A 17144-nucleotide genomic window follows, 5' to 3' on the forward strand; every position below is an offset into this window, starting at 1 on the left:
CAACATAATATGAGTACCTTAGAAGAAAAAGCAGCGTTGTTCCAACAATACCATGTGAAAGGAAAACCACTTGTTCTGGTCAATGTATGGGATGCCGGAAGCGCACAAGCCATCCAATCCGCTGGAGCAACGGCCATTGCTACCGGAAGCTGGTCCGTTGCTGCGGCCCACGGTGAACACGACGGTGAAGCCATGTCATTCCATCTGGTGCTTGCCAATCTCGCACGGATTACAGCGAGCGTGGATCTGCCTGTAACGATCGATATAGAGGGAGGGTATGGGAGGTCTGTGTCAGAAGTGAAGCAAAATATCCTGCAAGTCATCGATCATGGTGCTGTAGGAATCAACATTGAAGATCAACTTCCCGCTGGCTTGGGATTGTACACTGTGGAGGAGCAATGCCCGAGATTGTCCGCCGCCTGGGAAGCTGCGCAGCAGGCAGGCATCCCGTTGTTCATTAACGCCCGCACAGATATTTTTCTGCAACATGCACCTGAACACCATAACCACTCTCTCCTGGAGGAAGCACTTATACGTTCGAGCCATTATGCAGATGCAGGAGCCAGTGGTCTGTTTGTACCCGGTTTGCAGGATCACCAACTGATTCAGGAATTGTGTGAGCGTTCACCGCTGCCAATTAACGTTATGGTTACGTCTCCTGAGCCTTCACCAAAACAGCTTGCCACACTGGGTGTAGCACGTGTAAGTTACGGGCCATATCCCTATCTGCAAGTTATGGAACACCTAAAAGAACTGGGGAGAAACATTTTATCGGGAAATTAACAGGAGGGCATGTTATAATCACCTCTATTGAACATTTACAGGAGGCAATTATGCTTAACGTGGAACAAAAGCTAGAAGTGCTACAATCGTATCCCCAACTGCAACGCAAAGATGTTTCTCTCGGTCGAGTTAATTTCCACTACGAGGATAGTGCGTATGATAAAAAAATTGTTGCTCTCCATATTCATCCTAACGGAAACGGTTATATCTATGCAGGGCTATTGCCTAACTATGAGACCGATGCTAAAGGATTCGTCAATATTCGTGATTACTCCGAAGCAGATCTGCGCACATTGTTAGATGAAACAATCCAAGCGATGTCTCACAATCCCAACGCAGTTGAATTTAATGAACCAGAACAAGTAAAAGCTGCTGCTCCTGCATTGTCTACAATCTCTACGGGTGGCGGAACGTGGATCGATGAAGATGGACATACGCTGACTTTAAAATACGAAGATGACATGTGGTATGTATATTCCGGTGATAATCTGGATATGGCTTTTGAGTCACGTAGCGAAGCCGGCGAGTACCTCAAAGACGAAGGATTCAAACCGCAGGCTCAAGCTTAAGGGATGCACCTTCATTTGGAATTGCGTATAAAGATTGTTGAATAGGTAAATCCAATGATTTAGGATGATACAAAAAACACGAGGCGTGTTCGCACTCGTGTTTTCTAATTTCGGAGATTTCGCTTAGATTCCTTGCCCAGTTCCTTTATAACTGTTTCCTGTCAGTCTTTTTTGGATTTCATGGTAAGCGGCGCATTCTTCATCATCGGGTACGTAGATAGAAGTAGCGCACCACCAATACACCCCAGAACGGTAAACAATGTCATCATATTCACACTCGCAAACCACTTCATCCACTCCCCAAGATCTGCGAAGACAACGATCAGAGTGATCATTAGGCCTACCCCAAAGAACATAATGAAGAAGTTACGCATCCCCAAGCGCATCCAACAAACCGTTGGGAAGACAGAGATTCCCAGTACAAGAAAGCCGCACATCAGATCGATCCACAGGTAGGATAAGAAATGATATTCACTTGAATACAACATGCCCGGTTGATAAAGGGTTACGTCAACAATTCCTTTTTCCTGAAGCAGGTGTAAGAGGAAATACGCCACATGCAGAATGATCATGGTGCCTGCAACCATCCATACCGAATTCATATAGAAGGATTTCATGAATTGAATTCGTGTACTGCCCATACCAATCGCAACCGGAAACAGTGTAATCATTCCCCCGATGGCAAACGTACATATCCCTCCGTACATGGGACCAAACAGTTGCGTAGCATACGAGACATCAAATATGAAGCCAATGGCCAGATATACAACGGCGAGCATTAGAGCGATGGATGAAAAAATGCCCAGATACAAACGCATATCATCGCGAATCAGTCGATTCGTACCTTTTACTGCGTTCATGGCTTAACCCCCTCTTGATTACGGGTCCTGTTAACCAAATAATCTTGCAATGTCGCTTTCTCAATGGAAAGCCCCTGTGAATGAGCGATATCCTTCCACATTTTCGAGTAGGGCTCATCAATCATCACTTTTACAGTCGATCCCATCTGGGAAGACTCTATAACTTTAACACCTGCTGTGACTCGGTTGATATCGTCAATTCCCCCTGTTAGAAGAACCCCTTTTTCACGCATCTCTTCCATCGGTTGATTTAACAACACCTCTCCGGCTTGCAAAACGATAAGGGACTCGCACAAAGGCTGAATCTCCTCAATATGATGACTGGATATGAGAATCAGACGCGGGTTATCTTCATAACTTTCCAGTAGCGCATTGTAGAAGAATTTACGCTTCTCAGCATCGAGTCCATTGGTAGGTTCATCCAGAATGGTTATCTTTGCATTACTGGCAAGACCCAATATAATCTGGGCAGCAGTCTTCATGCCTTTCGAAAATTTAACGATCTTTTTCTTCGCCGGTAGTTCGAACACATCGATTAAACGTTCCGCCAAATCCTGATTCCACTGCGGATGAAAATATTGCCCCATTTGAACCATGTCACTAACTGTCCAGTTTTTCCCTAGGGGGTGATTCTCCTGGATGTAACACAGATGCTCTTGGGCAGCCAGATTATTATAGGGGTCTTGACCCATGATCTGAACGGTTCCACTGTCCGGGCGGTTATGCCCTGCAAGTAAACTCATCATGGTTGTTTTACCCGCTCCATTTCTTCCCCAGATTGCACTAATGATGGGCTCACTCTCATGTAGCGTAACCTGGTTCAGAACGGGCGTCTTCTGGTAGCTGTAGTTGACCTGCTCCATATGAATCATAACTCACTCTCCTTATCCTTCTTGCCACGAATCAGATCAATGATCATGTCTTCATTCATGTGAATCCGTCTGGCTTCTTCAAGTAAAGGCTTGATGTATTCTTCATAAAAATCTTGCTTCCGTTCAACGAGCAATGCTTCTCTTGCTCCCTTTGCAACAAACATTCCAACACCTCGCTGTTTGTATATAATCCCCTTGTCCACGAGTTCCTGCAGTCCTTTGCGGGCTGTAGCCGGATTGATATTGTAGAAGCGTGACAGTTCATTGGTTGAGGGAACCTGTTCTTCCACCTTCAATCTGCCCTCCACAATATCGTCCATAATCATCGTAGCAATCTGATGAAAAATAGGCTGAGATTCATCCAAAGTCGATTTCATGTGCTTCCAACTTTCATACGTATTCATTGGTCAGTTAGTCGGTTAGTTACTCATGTAACTAACTATAGTATACAAAGACGCAAATGTAAATAGGCGAACTTAATTCATCGCCTTTCCTACCTTTGCTCTGTTGTATTGATTAATAAGCCCGTCCAGGACTACGGATTGCTGGATCACTTCCGGATGAAGCAGACTACCGTATTCCATATGCATGCGATATAACAACTGTCTGGCATCTTCGATCCGTGATATCAAATCCAGGCGATCCATAGTACCCCTCCTTTTTGTCATATTTTAGTGTATTATGCCAATCATAAGCGCATGTGAGATACGACATACTTATTCTTCCACTTTGATACACAAAAAAAGAACGCTTCTGAAATGAATTCAGAAGCGTTCTTTACTTTTATTAAGTTCCAAATCCATGATCAGCGGGTCTCATAATTTCGGGGTTCGGGCTTTCGGGATTCGGGCTTTCCTTGCCTGGGACAGGTTCCGTAGCAGGAGCTACGATGAATACAACGATACTACAGGTAGCTATCAGCAAAGCCAACTTTCTCTTCATTGAGTTTCTGCACCTCACTAATTATCATTTTGTATTGCTGTTTCGCCGTCTCAGATGCAAATTCCCGGTATTGCTCAAACAGTCCGACACCTCTAAGCATACCTCGTCCACTGCTAATTTCAATAGAAAATTTTAAACTATCTAGCACAAATTCTATACCTAAATGATACTCGTCTTTCTTTAAATAATATGCACCCAAATCTGCTAAAAGTCGTAAATATCGATCATCCGTAACTTGTCTGCTTACTTTACCAATTCGGTTACTCTGTTCCTGATAAGTGAAGTAGGATTCATACTGTTTGAGAACATGATCAATATCCTTATCATAGCGATTAGCCGCCGTTACAATATCACAAAGCGCTGGGAATATCTCATTTTCCTTCGTCGAGATATACGCCAGGTAATCTGGTAATACCTCAAACTGTCCACCCATTAAATGATATATATATCGATTAGCTTCAGCCCATTCTTGAAACTGATTCATAACGACGATTTCATCTTTATCCGGGTTCCTCACCCAGCGATTATCCGAATATAAAGAAACATATTTAAGTGCCCCAGTGTAGTCCTTCAATTGATAACAGGCACTTCCTGCAGCTAGATCGGAGTATAGAATATAGAAAACAATTGGTCTTTTTGTCTCTTCTTGTTTCCGTCGGCCATTCATCTCATAATGGATGGACGCTTTTATTTTCAATTTTTCAGATAACTCCTGAACCTTGTCCCATCTATGCAATGCTCCAAAAGCATTAATCAGTTCGTTAAGCGCATCCAATTGATAGCGCTCATCCAGCCGATCCACATAATATTCGAACCGAGATGCAATAATCAGATTCCGGTGCTGATCATTGGTCAGTCCCAACCGGAACAGTCGATACTGACAGAGTGCAAGTCGCTCGGAATGTTGCATTTTCTCGCTTTCAGCAATGTTTTCATATAGAAGAATGGCAGGTTTGAATTTACCCGCTTGGTAGAACTCTTCAGCCACATCAAATAACAAAGGAATATAGGAAAGATTATCCATCATCAGACGAATAACCTCTTCAATACAATCCAACTTGTCCAACTCGGCACAGCGATGAAGGAAGGGTCCCAGTCTTCGCCAGTCCGGGGTCGCGTGTACAAAACACTCGTCTATGTATAACTCATAGAAGTAACCTTCTTCCAGTCTCATGGCGGAAGTAATGCGATCCAACTGCTGCATGGCAATAGGTCGATTTTTATTCAAAATATTGCTGAGCGTACCCGAATTAATCCCTGACGTTTCCGAAAAATGACTAATGGACATCTGTTCACGCTTCAGATAACTTTCCAAGTGATCGCGTATCGTGGTTGTCGACTCCAAACGAACACCACCCTCCAAAATAAAAAACATAAACGGGATTATCGGTATGCAAAAGTAATTATATGTAATTAGAAAGTATCGGTCAATATAATAATTTCAACTAATTTGTATTAAAACCATTTTAATCCTTTTATAAAACGGACAATCCTATCCTTATTTTATATCGGAAACACGTCTGGCATCAAACCTGAAATTAGACAAAAAACACGAGCCATCTACGGGCTCGTGCTCTCAACTGACTCAGCAGTCAGTATACTCACTATAACTTGGATTTAAGGCAGTATATTACCTGCCGCACGGTAAATTTCATACCACTCTGGACGAGTGAGATGAACATCTCCTGCTTTTACACAGTCTTGCAGACGTTCAATGTTCATCGTGCCTGTCACAGGTTGCATCTGCGCAGGGTGACGAAGCAACCATGCGATTGCAATCGTTGTATTGCTCACGTCATACTTCGCAGCAATCTCGTCAATCTTTGCATTCAATTCCGGGAACTTGTCGCTACCCAGGAATACACCTTCGAAGAATCCGTACTGGAACGGGGACCACGGCTGAATAGTGATATCATGCAGACGACAGTAATCAAGAATGCTACCGTCACGGTTAACCGCGGCATCGTTCTCCATGTTCACGTTGATGCCACTGTCAATCATCGTCGTATTGGTAATACTCATCTGTAACTGGTTGGCTACCAGTGGCTGTTTCACGTATTTTTTCAACAATTCGATCTGGTTCGGATTCTGGTTGGATACCCCGAAGTGACGCACTTTACCTTCGCGCTCCAGTTGATCAAAGGCTTCAGCCACTTCCTCCGGCTCAACCAATGTATCTGGACGGTGCAGAAGCAGAACGTCAAGATATTCCGTTTTCAGACGTTGCAGGATACCATCGACTGAATTCAGGATGTGCTCTTTGGAGAAATCAAACATGCCTTTGCGGATACCGCATTTGGATTGAAGAATCATATTTTCACGAACTTGGGGATTCATCTGTACCGCTTCGGCGAAGATCTCCTCACATGTTCCTGTACCATAAATGTCGGCATGGTCAAAGAAATTCGCGCCAACCTCCATTGCAGAACGAACAAAATGTTCGGCTTCCTTACCGTCTAGTGAATTAATCCGCATGCAGCCCACCGCGACTACAGGTACTTCTAGTGCGCTGCTGCCCAATTTAATGGTTCTCAAGATGTTTTCCCTCCATATTCGAATATTATCGTGTATCTTACCTTTGATTGTGACATATATCTGCAATCGGTTTCAATAGCTTTATCCTACATTCATATGGAGAAATGATAGGTTCTTCATTCCAGCCTATAGATCCAAAAGAATAAGTTATACTTCTTCCGGTATGATAACCTCAATATGCCTTGGCAGGACACGGATATGAATCGGCAGGGCAGGACCTTCTTCCCCATCTACATTGGTGCGAATGGCTTCGTCTGAGCGAACATGAACTTCTTTGGCTGTAAAATAGTCCACGTCCTTATGGTCTTTCAGACTACCAAATAACAGGGAAGTGCCCAGGGTCAGACTGTTGAACACACTGATATTACGAACAACAAAACAATGTATCAGACCATCGTCCACCTCTGCATCCGGAGACAACTTCTCGAATCCTCCGACCGAGTTGGTCAGCGCCGCCAGAAAAAGTGGCGATTCCCCCTCCCAGAACTGTCCATCATATTCGATGGTTAGATGATTGGCTGGTGTATTCACCAGGTCTTTCAAGCCTTCTTTGAGATATGCAAATGATCCCAACTTCGACTTCTCTTCCGAGGATACGGAGAACAAAGCTTCTGCCAAAGAACCCGCAGCCACAACGTTGGCAAACAGGCGATCATTGATTTTCCCCAGATCCACGATATGGGTCTGATTCGAACGTAACTGCCTAATGGCTTCTTCCGGGTCAAGCGAGATATTCAGCGCACGCGCAAAATCATTCACCGTACCTAGCGGTACCACGCCCAATCGGGGACGATGATCCTGATCCATCATGCCGTTAATCGTCTCATGCAGTGTACCGTCGCCTCCGATGGAGATGACCAGATCACAGCCGTCTTTGCAGGCGCTCAGACAGTAGTTGGTGGCATCACCTTCCCCGGCCGTCTCATTAACCACCACCTCATACTGCTGTGACTCCAGAATTTCTCTGACTTGGGACACATACTGCTCGGCCTCTTCCTTACCTGACGATGGATTACTAATGATCATGGCTTGGCGCATACTCACATCTTCCCCTCCAAATTGGCATCTTTACTTCATCTTTACCCTTTTCAAGGGTGGGTTGAATAGGGTCTGCGGGAGATGTTTTATTTTTTTTGATAAACATGTCTCTGAAGAGTGCAGAGCAGGGTTTGTTTCATATAGAATAGAAGTAGAGAAATACCCATTACGAAATTCCTTGTTCCTTTTTCCCGTTGACGGGTTAATAACTATAGATGTGCTTTGAGCCGAACCTGTATATGTTAAACTCTTCAATTCACACTGAACACTCCGTGGGCAGAACAACCTTCCGGTCGCTTTTATCGTGTAGATACTATACTTAACTAACTCAATCTGTTCGGATTATTTTATAATTCTAAAAATCGGAGGGAATGCATGCAATGAGAAGAATGACGCTATTATTTCTAGTATTCATCCTTAGTCTCGGGGCATCGGGGCAAGCCATGGCTTACACAACTACGGACTTGGGCGAGGGAATCATTGAAGATCCCGCTTTGGAGGACGGACTGAAGTTAATCCTGAACAAACCTCTGGATATGCCATTAACTTCAACGGATCTGGAGCAGCTTGAGGTGGTAGATCTGAGCAATGCAGGTATTCACAGCCTGTCCGGTCTCGAATATGCAACCAATCTGACTCACCTCCGATTATATGGGAATGAGATTGAGGATCTCACACCGCTGGCGCACCTAACCCAGCTTCGCGAGATCGATGTTCGCAATAATTACATTACATCCATAGATGCACTTACTGAATTAAAAGACTTGGGACGGCTGTATATCAGCAACAATTCCATTTCTTCCATAGAGGTTGTACGTGGGTTCAACCGATTACATACGTTCCACGCCAGTGGTAACCAGATTGCCAGTCTTGCGGCCCTCTCGGATGCGGATGCACTGAAGTGGCTTGAGATCTCGAACAATACGATTAACGATCTGACACCGCTCATGGGTAAAACCCGGCTCCAACAACTCAATGTAGCAAACAACCAGGTTCAGACGCTGGACGTACTGGCTGAATTGCCAAATACACTGCGGAATCTGAATGTGGCAGGTAATCAAATCACGGATCTGACACCACTGGAGCACATGACACGGCTTCGGACACTTGATATCTCCGGTAACCAAGTACAACACCTCAAGGGGCTTGAGGGACTGACTGGGCTGAAGGAGCTGAATGCAGAATCCAATCAGATCTATGATCTGGAACCTCTTCGGCAACTATCCAGCCTGGACGTATTAAAATTATCCAACAACCGGGTGTGGGATCTGACACCGATCGCAGGTTTTACGTTTACCCGTGATCAGTCAGCGACAAATGTTATACAGGATATCTCGGCGTCTACCTCGTTATCCTCGGGTATTCAGACGTCTGTCTCAGAGGTTGAGCCTGCCGGACTCACGGTGCAGAACAATTATCTGGATGTTGTGAGTGGCAGTCATACAATGCAGCTTCTGAATCGGATGAATGTGCGGGAGCAGAAACGAACGCCCCAGGGCAGCTTTCAGCGTCTAATCGAAGGGTCTACCACCGCCTATGTTGGGGATCGTGCTTATGCACTGGATGCTGCACCTTTTATCGATGAAGGCCGGACCTATGTGCCTCTGCGTTTTGTCTCGGAGCAGTTAAATGCCCGTGTGAACTGGAACAGCGGTACCCGCGAAGCTGTGATCACACAGAATGACAAGACTATCCGCTGGAGCGTGGGTAACAAACAAGTTGTCGTGAATGATACACTTGCGAACAATGATGCTCCTCTTCTGATGAAAGATGGTAAAGCTTTTGTACCGGTTCGCTTCATCTCGGAGCAATTCAATACCTCTGTTGGTTACATCGGAAGCAGCAAAACGATTCTGATTTTTGAAAATAAACAACTTGGTGAGAGTGTACAGCCTTAAGTTGTGTCTCACGTTCATTTGCAGCCATAAGAGAATATGAGAAACATAGCGAAAGTCCCCGTCTGAACGATCAGCGGGGATTTTGTTGTGCCATGACAGTTGTATTATGACATTGGATAATGGTATATGGACATCGCCGATCACAAGCAAATACAGCATACGATCTGTCTATGCGAATACGAACTCGTGATACTCCATCTTCGATTAGGGTAAATTTCACACGGTTTAGCATATCTTCTTTTGCCGTGGGAGTTGTTATACTGAACGTAATATATATGACAACTGAGGTTCAAGCGAGGAGGAAATTCACATGACATTCACACTCACTGGTTATTCCACAACCCAAGACAGCCCGTGGAGAGAGCTATCTTTTGTGCCAACTAATGAAAGCGCTAACCTAAAACTAACGGGTGAACAGCACCAACTTGTGGAAGGGTTTGGCGGATGTTTTAACGAGCTTGGTTATATTGCTTTGTCCCACTTAAATGAGGAGCAGCGCCATGAGGTACTTCACTCTCTCTTCCATCCGGAGGGTGAGCACAAGTTTAACATATGTCGCCTGCCGATCGGCGCAAGTGATTATGCAGAACAGTGGTACAGCCACAATGAAGTGGATGGCGACGTGGTCATGGAACATTTTTCAATCAAACGTGATTTCAAATATCTGATTCCTTACATCAAGGAAGCTCTAAGTTATAACCCGAACCTGCAATTCTTCGCCTCCCCATGGAGTCCGCCAACGTGGATGAAGTCGCCCAAAGCCTATAACTATGGCACGCTTCGTTGGGAGAAAGATATTCTGGAGGCCTACGCCCTGTATTTCGTAAAATTTGTACAGGCTTACCGTGACGCAGGCATTACGATCCATCAGGTGCATGTGCAGAACGAAGTGATTGCAGATCAGAAATTTCCTTCTTGCATGTGGACAGGCGAGCAGCTTCGTGAGTTCATCGCCGATTATCTGGGCCCGGCTTTTGACCAACACGGTCTGGATACGGAAATCTGGCTGGGAACGATCAACGCCCCTGATCCATGGGAAGAATTAATCAAGAAAAAAACAAACGACTTCGACGAATACGCCGGACTTGTCCTGAGTGATCCAAAGGCCTATTCCTATATCAAAGGTGTTGGGTATCAATGGGCAGGCAAAAATGCCATTCAACGTACCTCGGCAAGTTATCCAGAGCTGCGTTATATGCAGACTGAGAACGAATGCGGTGATGGCAACAACTCATGGAACTATGCCAAATATGTATATAACCTCTACCAGCATTACTTCAGCAACGGAGTGAACGCGTACATCTACTGGAACATGGTTCTGGAACCCAAAGGCCGCAGCACATGGGGCTGGGAGCAGAACTCCATGATCACTGTAGATCCGGACAATAAGGAGGTTACTCGGAACCCCGAGTATTATGTGATGAAACACTTCGCGCATCATATTGTTCATGGTGCTCGAAGAGTCGGCCTGTCTGGCGCATGGAGCGGGAAATCCGTTGCTTTCCGCAACCCGGATAACAGTCTCGTGATTGTCATCAACAATCCATTCCAGGACCGTCGTGACCTGTATCTAACCCTTGAAGAAGGACAGACCCTACACATGGAGCTGGAAGCCGATTCATTCAACAGCATGGTTATTCAACCGAAATAACTAATCCAACACATCGTTAAAAACGCGGACATCAATAGCGTCAGGCCCCAAGGATTCCCTGGGCCGGCGCTATTTTTTTTATGGGCCAGACCATGCTTATTGTCAGCATGATTACTCCTGTAGAACACAAGCAGAAGACAACTTAAAGATATGACGTTTCACCTTTTATATTTACAAATCTATAAATCTAGATATAATGTAATCCAGAGAACTTACTCTCATGTCCATCACATTATAGGAGGAAAGGCAGTCCCATTTTAGAATATCATATCTACTTTTCTGTATATTTAAATCAATTGGAGGTACGCTTTACATGAAATCACAACAGGTCAACCCGCTCCTTATCCTGATTCTGGCACTCGGTGTATTCGGGATCATAACAACAGAAATGGGAATTGTGGGTGTACTGCCTCAGGTTGCGCATAAATTCAACATTACAGCTGCACAGGCAGGTTGGCTGGTCAGTATATTTGCGCTGGTCGTAGCCATTGCGGGTCCCTTTCTCACCTTGCTGGCGTCCGGAATTAATCGCAAAATCATCCTTTTGACTGCTGTGCTGATGTTTGCCATTTCAAACGTGGTCTATGCCTACGCCACAACATTTGATACCATGCTTATCTTCCGTATCATTCCCGCGTTATTCCATCCCGTCTTCTTTTCCGTAGCCCTGGTCACCAGTGCCCAACTTGTTCCGGCAGAGAAAAGCAGTCAGGCCGTCGCCAAAGTATTCACCGGAGTTACCGCGGGCTTTGCCTTTGGCGTGCCACTGACATCGTATCTTGCTGAACGCCTATCCCTCGAAATCGCCTTCCTGTTTGGAGCGATGGTTAGTGTGGTCGCTTTTATCGGCATATGGATCTGGTTACCCTCGATGCCCGTGAAGGAAAAGATGTCCTATGGCAAGCAGCTCGGTATTCTGCGCAAACCTGGATTATGGCTGAATGTTGCCGCAGTCATTTTTATATTCGCCGCCATGTTCTCCGTATACAGCTATTTCGCCGAGTATCTTGGACAAGTCACCCAAATGAGTGGATCATGGATCAGTGTCATGCTTACCGTCTTTGGTGTTGTCATGATCATCGGAAATTTGGGGTTTGGACAGTTTCTGCGTAAGAGCATGGTCCGCACTGTCCTCATGTTCCCGCTGCTGTATGTAGCAGCTTACGCACTCGTCTATTGGGCCGGTCCCCACTTCGTGTGGATGATTATTGTAGTCATCCTCTGGGCATCCGTGCATTCAGGAGGATTAATTGTAAGCCAAACCTGGTTAACCGCTGAAGCGCAGGACGCGCCTGAATTCGGCAACAGCTTGTATGTATCCTTTTCTAACCTCGGTATTACCTTGGGTACTGCCATCGGCGGCTGGTTCATCGCGAACCTTGGAATACATCAGCTGATCTGGAGCGGAATGATCTTTGCACTGATCGCTTTTGTATTGGTTTGGATTAAAATTAAATGTTTCCCTGCACCATAAATTGCCGAACACTGTTGAGAGAAAGCACTAACACAAATAGCGCCATATTCCCATGCTTAACATGTAGAACAGGCGCTATTTGGTGTTATATGATTACCGGATTTACAAAGGATGCTCCGACTCGTCAAAACGCACGCTTAAGGATTGTTCGCCAGGTAATTTCTCAGCCATTGCATAGCCGGACGTTCTGTACCGTTGCTATTGACCAAGTGAGAGCCAGCCTGCCAGGTTTGATTCTGGTTGTAACCCCACAGCGTCACACCTTTAACAGCAGAGTGTTTCCACAGCACAGGGAATTTCTGCTGATAACGTTGCAATTGTGTATTATCGTCACCTGTCATATCCAGCTCGGATACATAGATTGGTAGCCCTGTAGCCGCAAGCTTGTTCAGTACCGTGTTCATTGTGTTCACAGAAACGTTGTCCATATTGAAGTAATGCGCCTGGATTCCAATACCATCAACTAGACCTCTGTTTTTCAAAAGGTTGATAATCTGGATATATTGGTCCGCTTTAGCAGGATCACCGATAATACCATATTCATTAATTAACAATTTGGAGTTAGGGAAGGCTTGTCTCGCCTGTTGGAATGACCAGATAACCCAATCCCAACCCGTTGCCCCATCTCCACCAATGGCATTGCGATAGGATGGTTTCGCATGCAGAGGTTCATTCACCACATCAACGAAGGCAGACTTCGAATACCGCTGTCCTGCAGCTTTAATCCATTGTGTCACTTCAGCCTTCTGATCTGCGGCTGAGAGACTGTTAATCCAATTTGGCTGTTGATTTCCCCATACGAGCGTATGGAATTTGAACGGAAATCCGTTGTTGTTAGCATAGTTGTAGGCCATGTCCGCCTGGCCCCAATTCATTACGTTGCGTGTGCCTTCAATAGCATCCCACTTGGTTGAGTTCTCCGGAGTTACCTGATTCCAATATGGGCTAAAATTCGAAGGAACCTGGTTGGCAATAATATTGCCCAGAAATTTGCTACCTTTCGCCAAACCAGCACTCACACTACCAACCGCAACAGAAGCAGCGAGAATCCCTACCAATGCCAGTGAGCCGACTGTTTTGAACCACTTAGACTTAATCAATGATTTTCCTCCTTAGTATTGTTTTTTGTAAAGCGCTTACAAACATCATTTTACTGGATAATTTTGGTTTTTAACACCTGTCAAATTATAGTATTTTATTGCAAAAAAATAGATTTAAATGCTTTTTCTGAAGTTATTCATAGATTCACTCTCTTAAATCCAACATAACTCTTACATTGGAGTTTACATTCACCAGATGTTTATCTAGTATGAAATGATACATATCTTTACACACACTAGATAACAAGGGAGATTACAACATGCGCAAAATTTCAACGAAACGTTTCGCCGGATGGCCTTTATCGTTCCTCTTATGTGCCTCCATTTTGTTCGCCCCTTTTGCTTCCACTCCGGTTCAGGCTGCTGAGGCAGACAAGGAGACCAAGATTACGTTGCTGGGTACATCGGATATACATGGTCGATTCATGCCGTGGGACTATGCTCTGGACGGTCCAAATCCAACCGGAAGCATGACACAGCTCTACACCATTGTGAAAAAAGTCCGTGCTGAGAATCCCAACACGATCCTGCTGGATGCAGGAGACATGATTCAGGATAACTCGGCTGAGTTGTTCAATGATCAACCTCAATCTCCCATGATGGTTGCAATGAACGAAATGAAATATGACGCATGGGTTATGGGTAACCATGAGTTTAACTTTGGACTGGACGTACTGGAGAAGATCTCTTCCCAATTCAATGGACAGCCTCTCGTGGGTAACATTTTCAAAGAAAACGGCGACCGCTACATGCCTGCCTATACGATTATCGAGAAAGACGGAATCAAAGTGGGTGTTATCGGAATGAACACACCTATGATTACCGAGTTTGAAAAAGGGACCGATCACCTGGACGGCATCATCGTCAAAGATCCTGTGGAAGAGACCAAGAAGGCCATTGCTGAGCTGAAAGGCAAAGTCGATGTCATGGTTGGACTCATGCATATGGGATTGGATAACGAGAACGGAAATCCGGGAACCGGAGTGACGGATATCGCCAACGCCAACCCGGAGCTGGCTGCCATTTTTGCCGGACACATGCATACCTTGATTGAATCCCAAACGGTTAACGGCGTATTGATCTCCGAACCGAATAAATATGGCTCACATATCTCTCGAATTGATCTGACATTTGAAAAAGATGGCGACAAAGTTGTGCTGAAAAGCAAAGAAGCTCAAGCACTCGCTGTAAAAGCAGCAGACGGAACGTATGAAGTCTCCGATCCTGCGCTGGAAGAGACTTTGCACCCATTCCACGAGTTCGCTCGTGCCGATGCCAACATTGAAGTGGCTGAACTGAAAGGAACGAACCTGGTCCCTGCTGATGAGATTAAGGGTATCCCTGCGGTGCAGATCCAGGAAACACCTTTGTCTGATTTTTTCACCGAAGTGATGTTGCATTACAGTGATGCCGATGTGGTCGCGCACCAGATTGATAACGACAAAGCCAAGCTGGATGTAGGCCCGATCAAGAAAAAGGATATTGCATTCAACTACCAATACACCTTTGGTGAAGTGACCGTATATGAAGTTACCGGACGCGATCTGATGGATTATATGGAGTGGTCTGCGGGGTACTTCAACTCCACACGCCCGGGTGATGTGACCGTCAGCTTTGATCCGAAACGACGTGCTTCCAAATACAGCACCGATGATTTCTTCGGCGGCGTAACGTATGAGATTGACCTGACCAAACCATACGGCAGTCGGATTACAAATCTCAAGTACAGCAACGGTACGACAGTAAAAGAAGACGATACGTTAAAACTTGGCATGAACGCCTATCGAATGGAAGCCCTGATTGCCAAAGGTGGCGCCATGGAAGGGCGTAAGTTCAAGCAACTCTGGTCCTCCAAGGACGCCTCGGCATTTGGTGAGATTCAAGGCACGATTCGCAACCTGTCCATCGCCTATCTGAAAGATGTCATGAAAGGCGTCTACGAACCGAAGATTCAACACAACTGGAAAATCACTGGCGTAGACCTGACTGCACCGGAGCGTGCAGATATAGTGGAGTTAATTAACGATGGCATTATGTCTGTGCCAACAACAGAAGATGGCAAGTACACCAACATTGCCTCCATTAACATTTTGGATACGGTGACTCAGGAAGAGATTGATACGCTATCTGCCAAAGCAGATGTGAGTGCGGCACAATTCGCAGGCGTGAAAACCAAGGGAGCGTTCTATCAACAGCTGAACAAAGCTCGCAAAGCGGCAGGCAATGGCGAGGGAGCAACTACTCCTACACCTGAGAAGCCGACAACGCCAACGAAACCAAAACCAACACCGACTCCAGGCACGTCGAAACCTGGTAAACCATCAACACCAAGCACGGGTAAACCGGATACCGCCAACAAAGGCAAACAAGCCAAGGTTACTGCGGCTTACCTGAACGTACGCGCTGGCGCTTCATCCAAAGCGAAGGTCGTTGCTGCCGTACCGAAAGGCACCCTGCTTGAGGTGATCAGTACAGACAAGTATGGCTGGGTAAAAGTGAAGCTGGATGGACGTGTAGCATTTGTATACGGAAAATACGTGAGTATTTTGAAATAAGTAAAATCGTTACGCACTACGCTTAACGAAAAAGAAAAAGGGCGATTCTCCCATGGAACTCATGGTCGGGATCGCCCTTTGTTATGTTAAACGAATGGTTATGCGTATGGCCCTTCCTCTACTGCTCTAGGGGAATGAAGTCATTTAGCCTTGTGGTTGGTTCTTGATTTTATCCATAAAAGCGTTCAGCTGGATGCCATTCGTTTGTTCCATAAAATCACGCAATTCCTCCGATTCCCCCTCGTAGGCGGCAAGTACGTAGTCATCATCGACAATATAGTACGTGCCGTAGCGAGTGAATGAATATCCTCCCTGCTGTTCTCCGGTCGTCCCCTTTTTGACTACAGCGATAATCTTCATACCTGGTTTAAGTTCAGGCTCCACACCTGCAAAGTCAGCATTGTAAAAGAGAAACGTATCCTTTTCTACATCCTCACCTGTTACAACCTTATCCACCTTCACCTTGTAAGTAATGAATTCAGGCTTGTAGGGTACAAGACCAGCAGCCCGATCCTTTTCTGCAAAATCACCCTCAGGCGTGCCCGGTTCGGCAGGCAAATCCACGCTAAAATTCGGAAGGCTACTCTCAACCTCTGCTACAATAACGGAGTCCGCAAAATCCATGATCTCTCTGAAACTTACTTCTCTGATATTGATCATCACCGGGGTGTCAGTAGATAGCGGGTATTCCCTCCTCAATTCTTCCATCCGCTCTGGCGACAGCCTTTTTCCTGCGCCTTCATGTGAGTTGGTAAAAGGGGCCGAGCAACCGGCTAAACTAACCGTCAGTACAATGTTTATTAACCATCGCGTCTTACCCTCTCGTGCCACATATCCACCTCCCCTCATCCGACATACTTAGATTTA

General features: G+C 45.5%; 15 protein-coding genes. 6 read left to right on the forward strand and 9 right to left on the reverse strand.

What is annotated here, in order from left to right; all coding sequences use genetic code 11:
• The first annotated feature begins 9 nt into the window (after positions 1-9).
• Both MHH92_RS29590 and MHH92_RS29595 read left to right on the forward strand, forming a co-directional pair.
• Positions 10-783 (forward strand): isocitrate lyase/PEP mutase family protein, encoded by a 774-nt coding sequence (locus MHH92_RS29590; protein ID WP_340907516.1) that lies wholly within the window; start codon positions 10-12, stop codon positions 781-783.
• 50 nt (positions 784-833) lie between these two features.
• Positions 834-1352, forward strand: coding sequence for a hypothetical protein (locus tag MHH92_RS29595; RefSeq protein WP_340907517.1), 519 nt, complete (start codon positions 834-836; stop codon positions 1350-1352).
• A 161-nt stretch (positions 1353-1513) separates the two neighbouring features.
• On the opposite strand, the gene MHH92_RS29600 is transcribed toward MHH92_RS29595, so the two are convergent.
• The 7 genes from MHH92_RS29600 to MHH92_RS29630 all read right to left on the reverse strand — a co-directional run bounded on the left by MHH92_RS29600 (position 1514) and on the right by MHH92_RS29630 (position 7599).
• On the reverse strand, positions 1514-2212 hold the full coding sequence (locus tag MHH92_RS29600) for a hypothetical protein (RefSeq protein ID WP_340907518.1): 699 nt from the start codon (positions 2210-2212) through the stop codon (positions 1514-1516).
• The gene (locus MHH92_RS29605; protein WP_339190588.1) at positions 2209-3084 is read right to left on the reverse strand and encodes an ABC transporter ATP-binding protein; all 876 of its coding nucleotides are present in this window, start codon (positions 3082-3084) and stop codon (positions 2209-2211) included. Before MHH92_RS29605 ends, MHH92_RS29600 begins: the two co-directional genes overlap by 4 nt.
• Complete coding sequence (locus tag MHH92_RS29610) at positions 3081-3461, reverse strand: GntR family transcriptional regulator (protein ID WP_036611682.1); 381 nt, start codon at positions 3459-3461, stop codon at positions 3081-3083. Before MHH92_RS29610 ends, MHH92_RS29605 begins: the two co-directional genes overlap by 4 nt.
• 99 nt (positions 3462-3560) lie before the next feature.
• Positions 3561-3731 carry an aspartyl-phosphate phosphatase Spo0E family protein gene (locus tag MHH92_RS29615; protein WP_017691550.1) on the reverse strand — a complete coding sequence of 57 codons (171 nt, stop codon included), beginning with the start codon at positions 3729-3731 and terminating at the stop codon, positions 3561-3563.
• A 257-nt stretch (positions 3732-3988) separates the two neighbouring features.
• Positions 3989-5371, reverse strand: coding sequence for a transcriptional regulator (locus tag MHH92_RS29620; protein ID WP_253504394.1), 1383 nt, complete (start codon positions 5369-5371; stop codon positions 3989-3991).
• A 272-nt stretch (positions 5372-5643) separates the two neighbouring features.
• Positions 5644-6561, reverse strand: coding sequence for an aldo/keto reductase (locus MHH92_RS29625; RefSeq protein WP_017691548.1), 918 nt, complete (start codon positions 6559-6561; stop codon positions 5644-5646).
• Positions 6562-6708: 147 nt separating this feature from the next.
• A complete protein-coding gene (locus MHH92_RS29630; protein ID WP_340907810.1) occupies positions 6709-7599 on the reverse strand; it encodes a diacylglycerol/lipid kinase family protein in 891 nt (296 codons plus the stop codon).
• A 380-nt stretch (positions 7600-7979) separates the two neighbouring features.
• On the opposite strand from MHH92_RS29630, the gene MHH92_RS29635 reads away from it, so the two are divergent.
• The 3 genes from MHH92_RS29635 to MHH92_RS29645 all read left to right on the forward strand — a co-directional run bounded on the left by MHH92_RS29635 (position 7980) and on the right by MHH92_RS29645 (position 12622).
• On the forward strand, positions 7980-9497 hold the full coding sequence (locus MHH92_RS29635; RefSeq protein WP_340907521.1) for a leucine-rich repeat domain-containing protein: 1518 nt from the start codon (positions 7980-7982) through the stop codon (positions 9495-9497).
• A gap of 310 nt (positions 9498-9807) precedes the next feature.
• On the forward strand, positions 9808-11148 hold the full coding sequence (locus MHH92_RS29640; RefSeq protein WP_340907522.1) for a glycoside hydrolase family 30 protein: 1341 nt from the start codon (positions 9808-9810) through the stop codon (positions 11146-11148).
• A 313-nt stretch (positions 11149-11461) separates the two neighbouring features.
• Positions 11462-12622, forward strand: coding sequence for an MFS transporter (locus MHH92_RS29645; RefSeq protein WP_340907523.1), 1161 nt, complete (start codon positions 11462-11464; stop codon positions 12620-12622).
• A gap of 137 nt (positions 12623-12759) precedes the next feature.
• On the opposite strand, the gene MHH92_RS29650 is transcribed toward MHH92_RS29645, so the two are convergent.
• Entirely contained in the window at positions 12760-13722 is a 963-nt protein-coding gene (locus MHH92_RS29650; protein WP_047840948.1) for an endo-1,4-beta-xylanase, read from the reverse strand.
• 425 nt (positions 13723-14147) lie between these two features.
• Between MHH92_RS29650 and MHH92_RS29655 the strand changes: the two genes are divergently transcribed.
• A complete protein-coding gene (locus MHH92_RS29655; protein ID WP_445744724.1) occupies positions 14148-16277 on the forward strand; it encodes a 5'-nucleotidase C-terminal domain-containing protein in 2130 nt (709 codons plus the stop codon).
• Positions 16278-16421: 144 nt separating this feature from the next.
• Here the strand turns inward: MHH92_RS29655 and MHH92_RS29660 are convergent, their stop codons facing one another.
• Complete coding sequence (locus MHH92_RS29660) at positions 16422-17108, reverse strand: hypothetical protein (protein ID WP_340907525.1); 687 nt, start codon at positions 17106-17108, stop codon at positions 16422-16424.
• Between the last annotated feature and the right edge of the window lie 36 nt (positions 17109-17144).

Source organism: Paenibacillus sp. FSL M7-1414, from assembly GCF_038003195.1.
Taxonomy (GTDB): Bacteria; Bacillota; Bacilli; order Paenibacillales; family Paenibacillaceae; genus Paenibacillus; species Paenibacillus amylolyticus.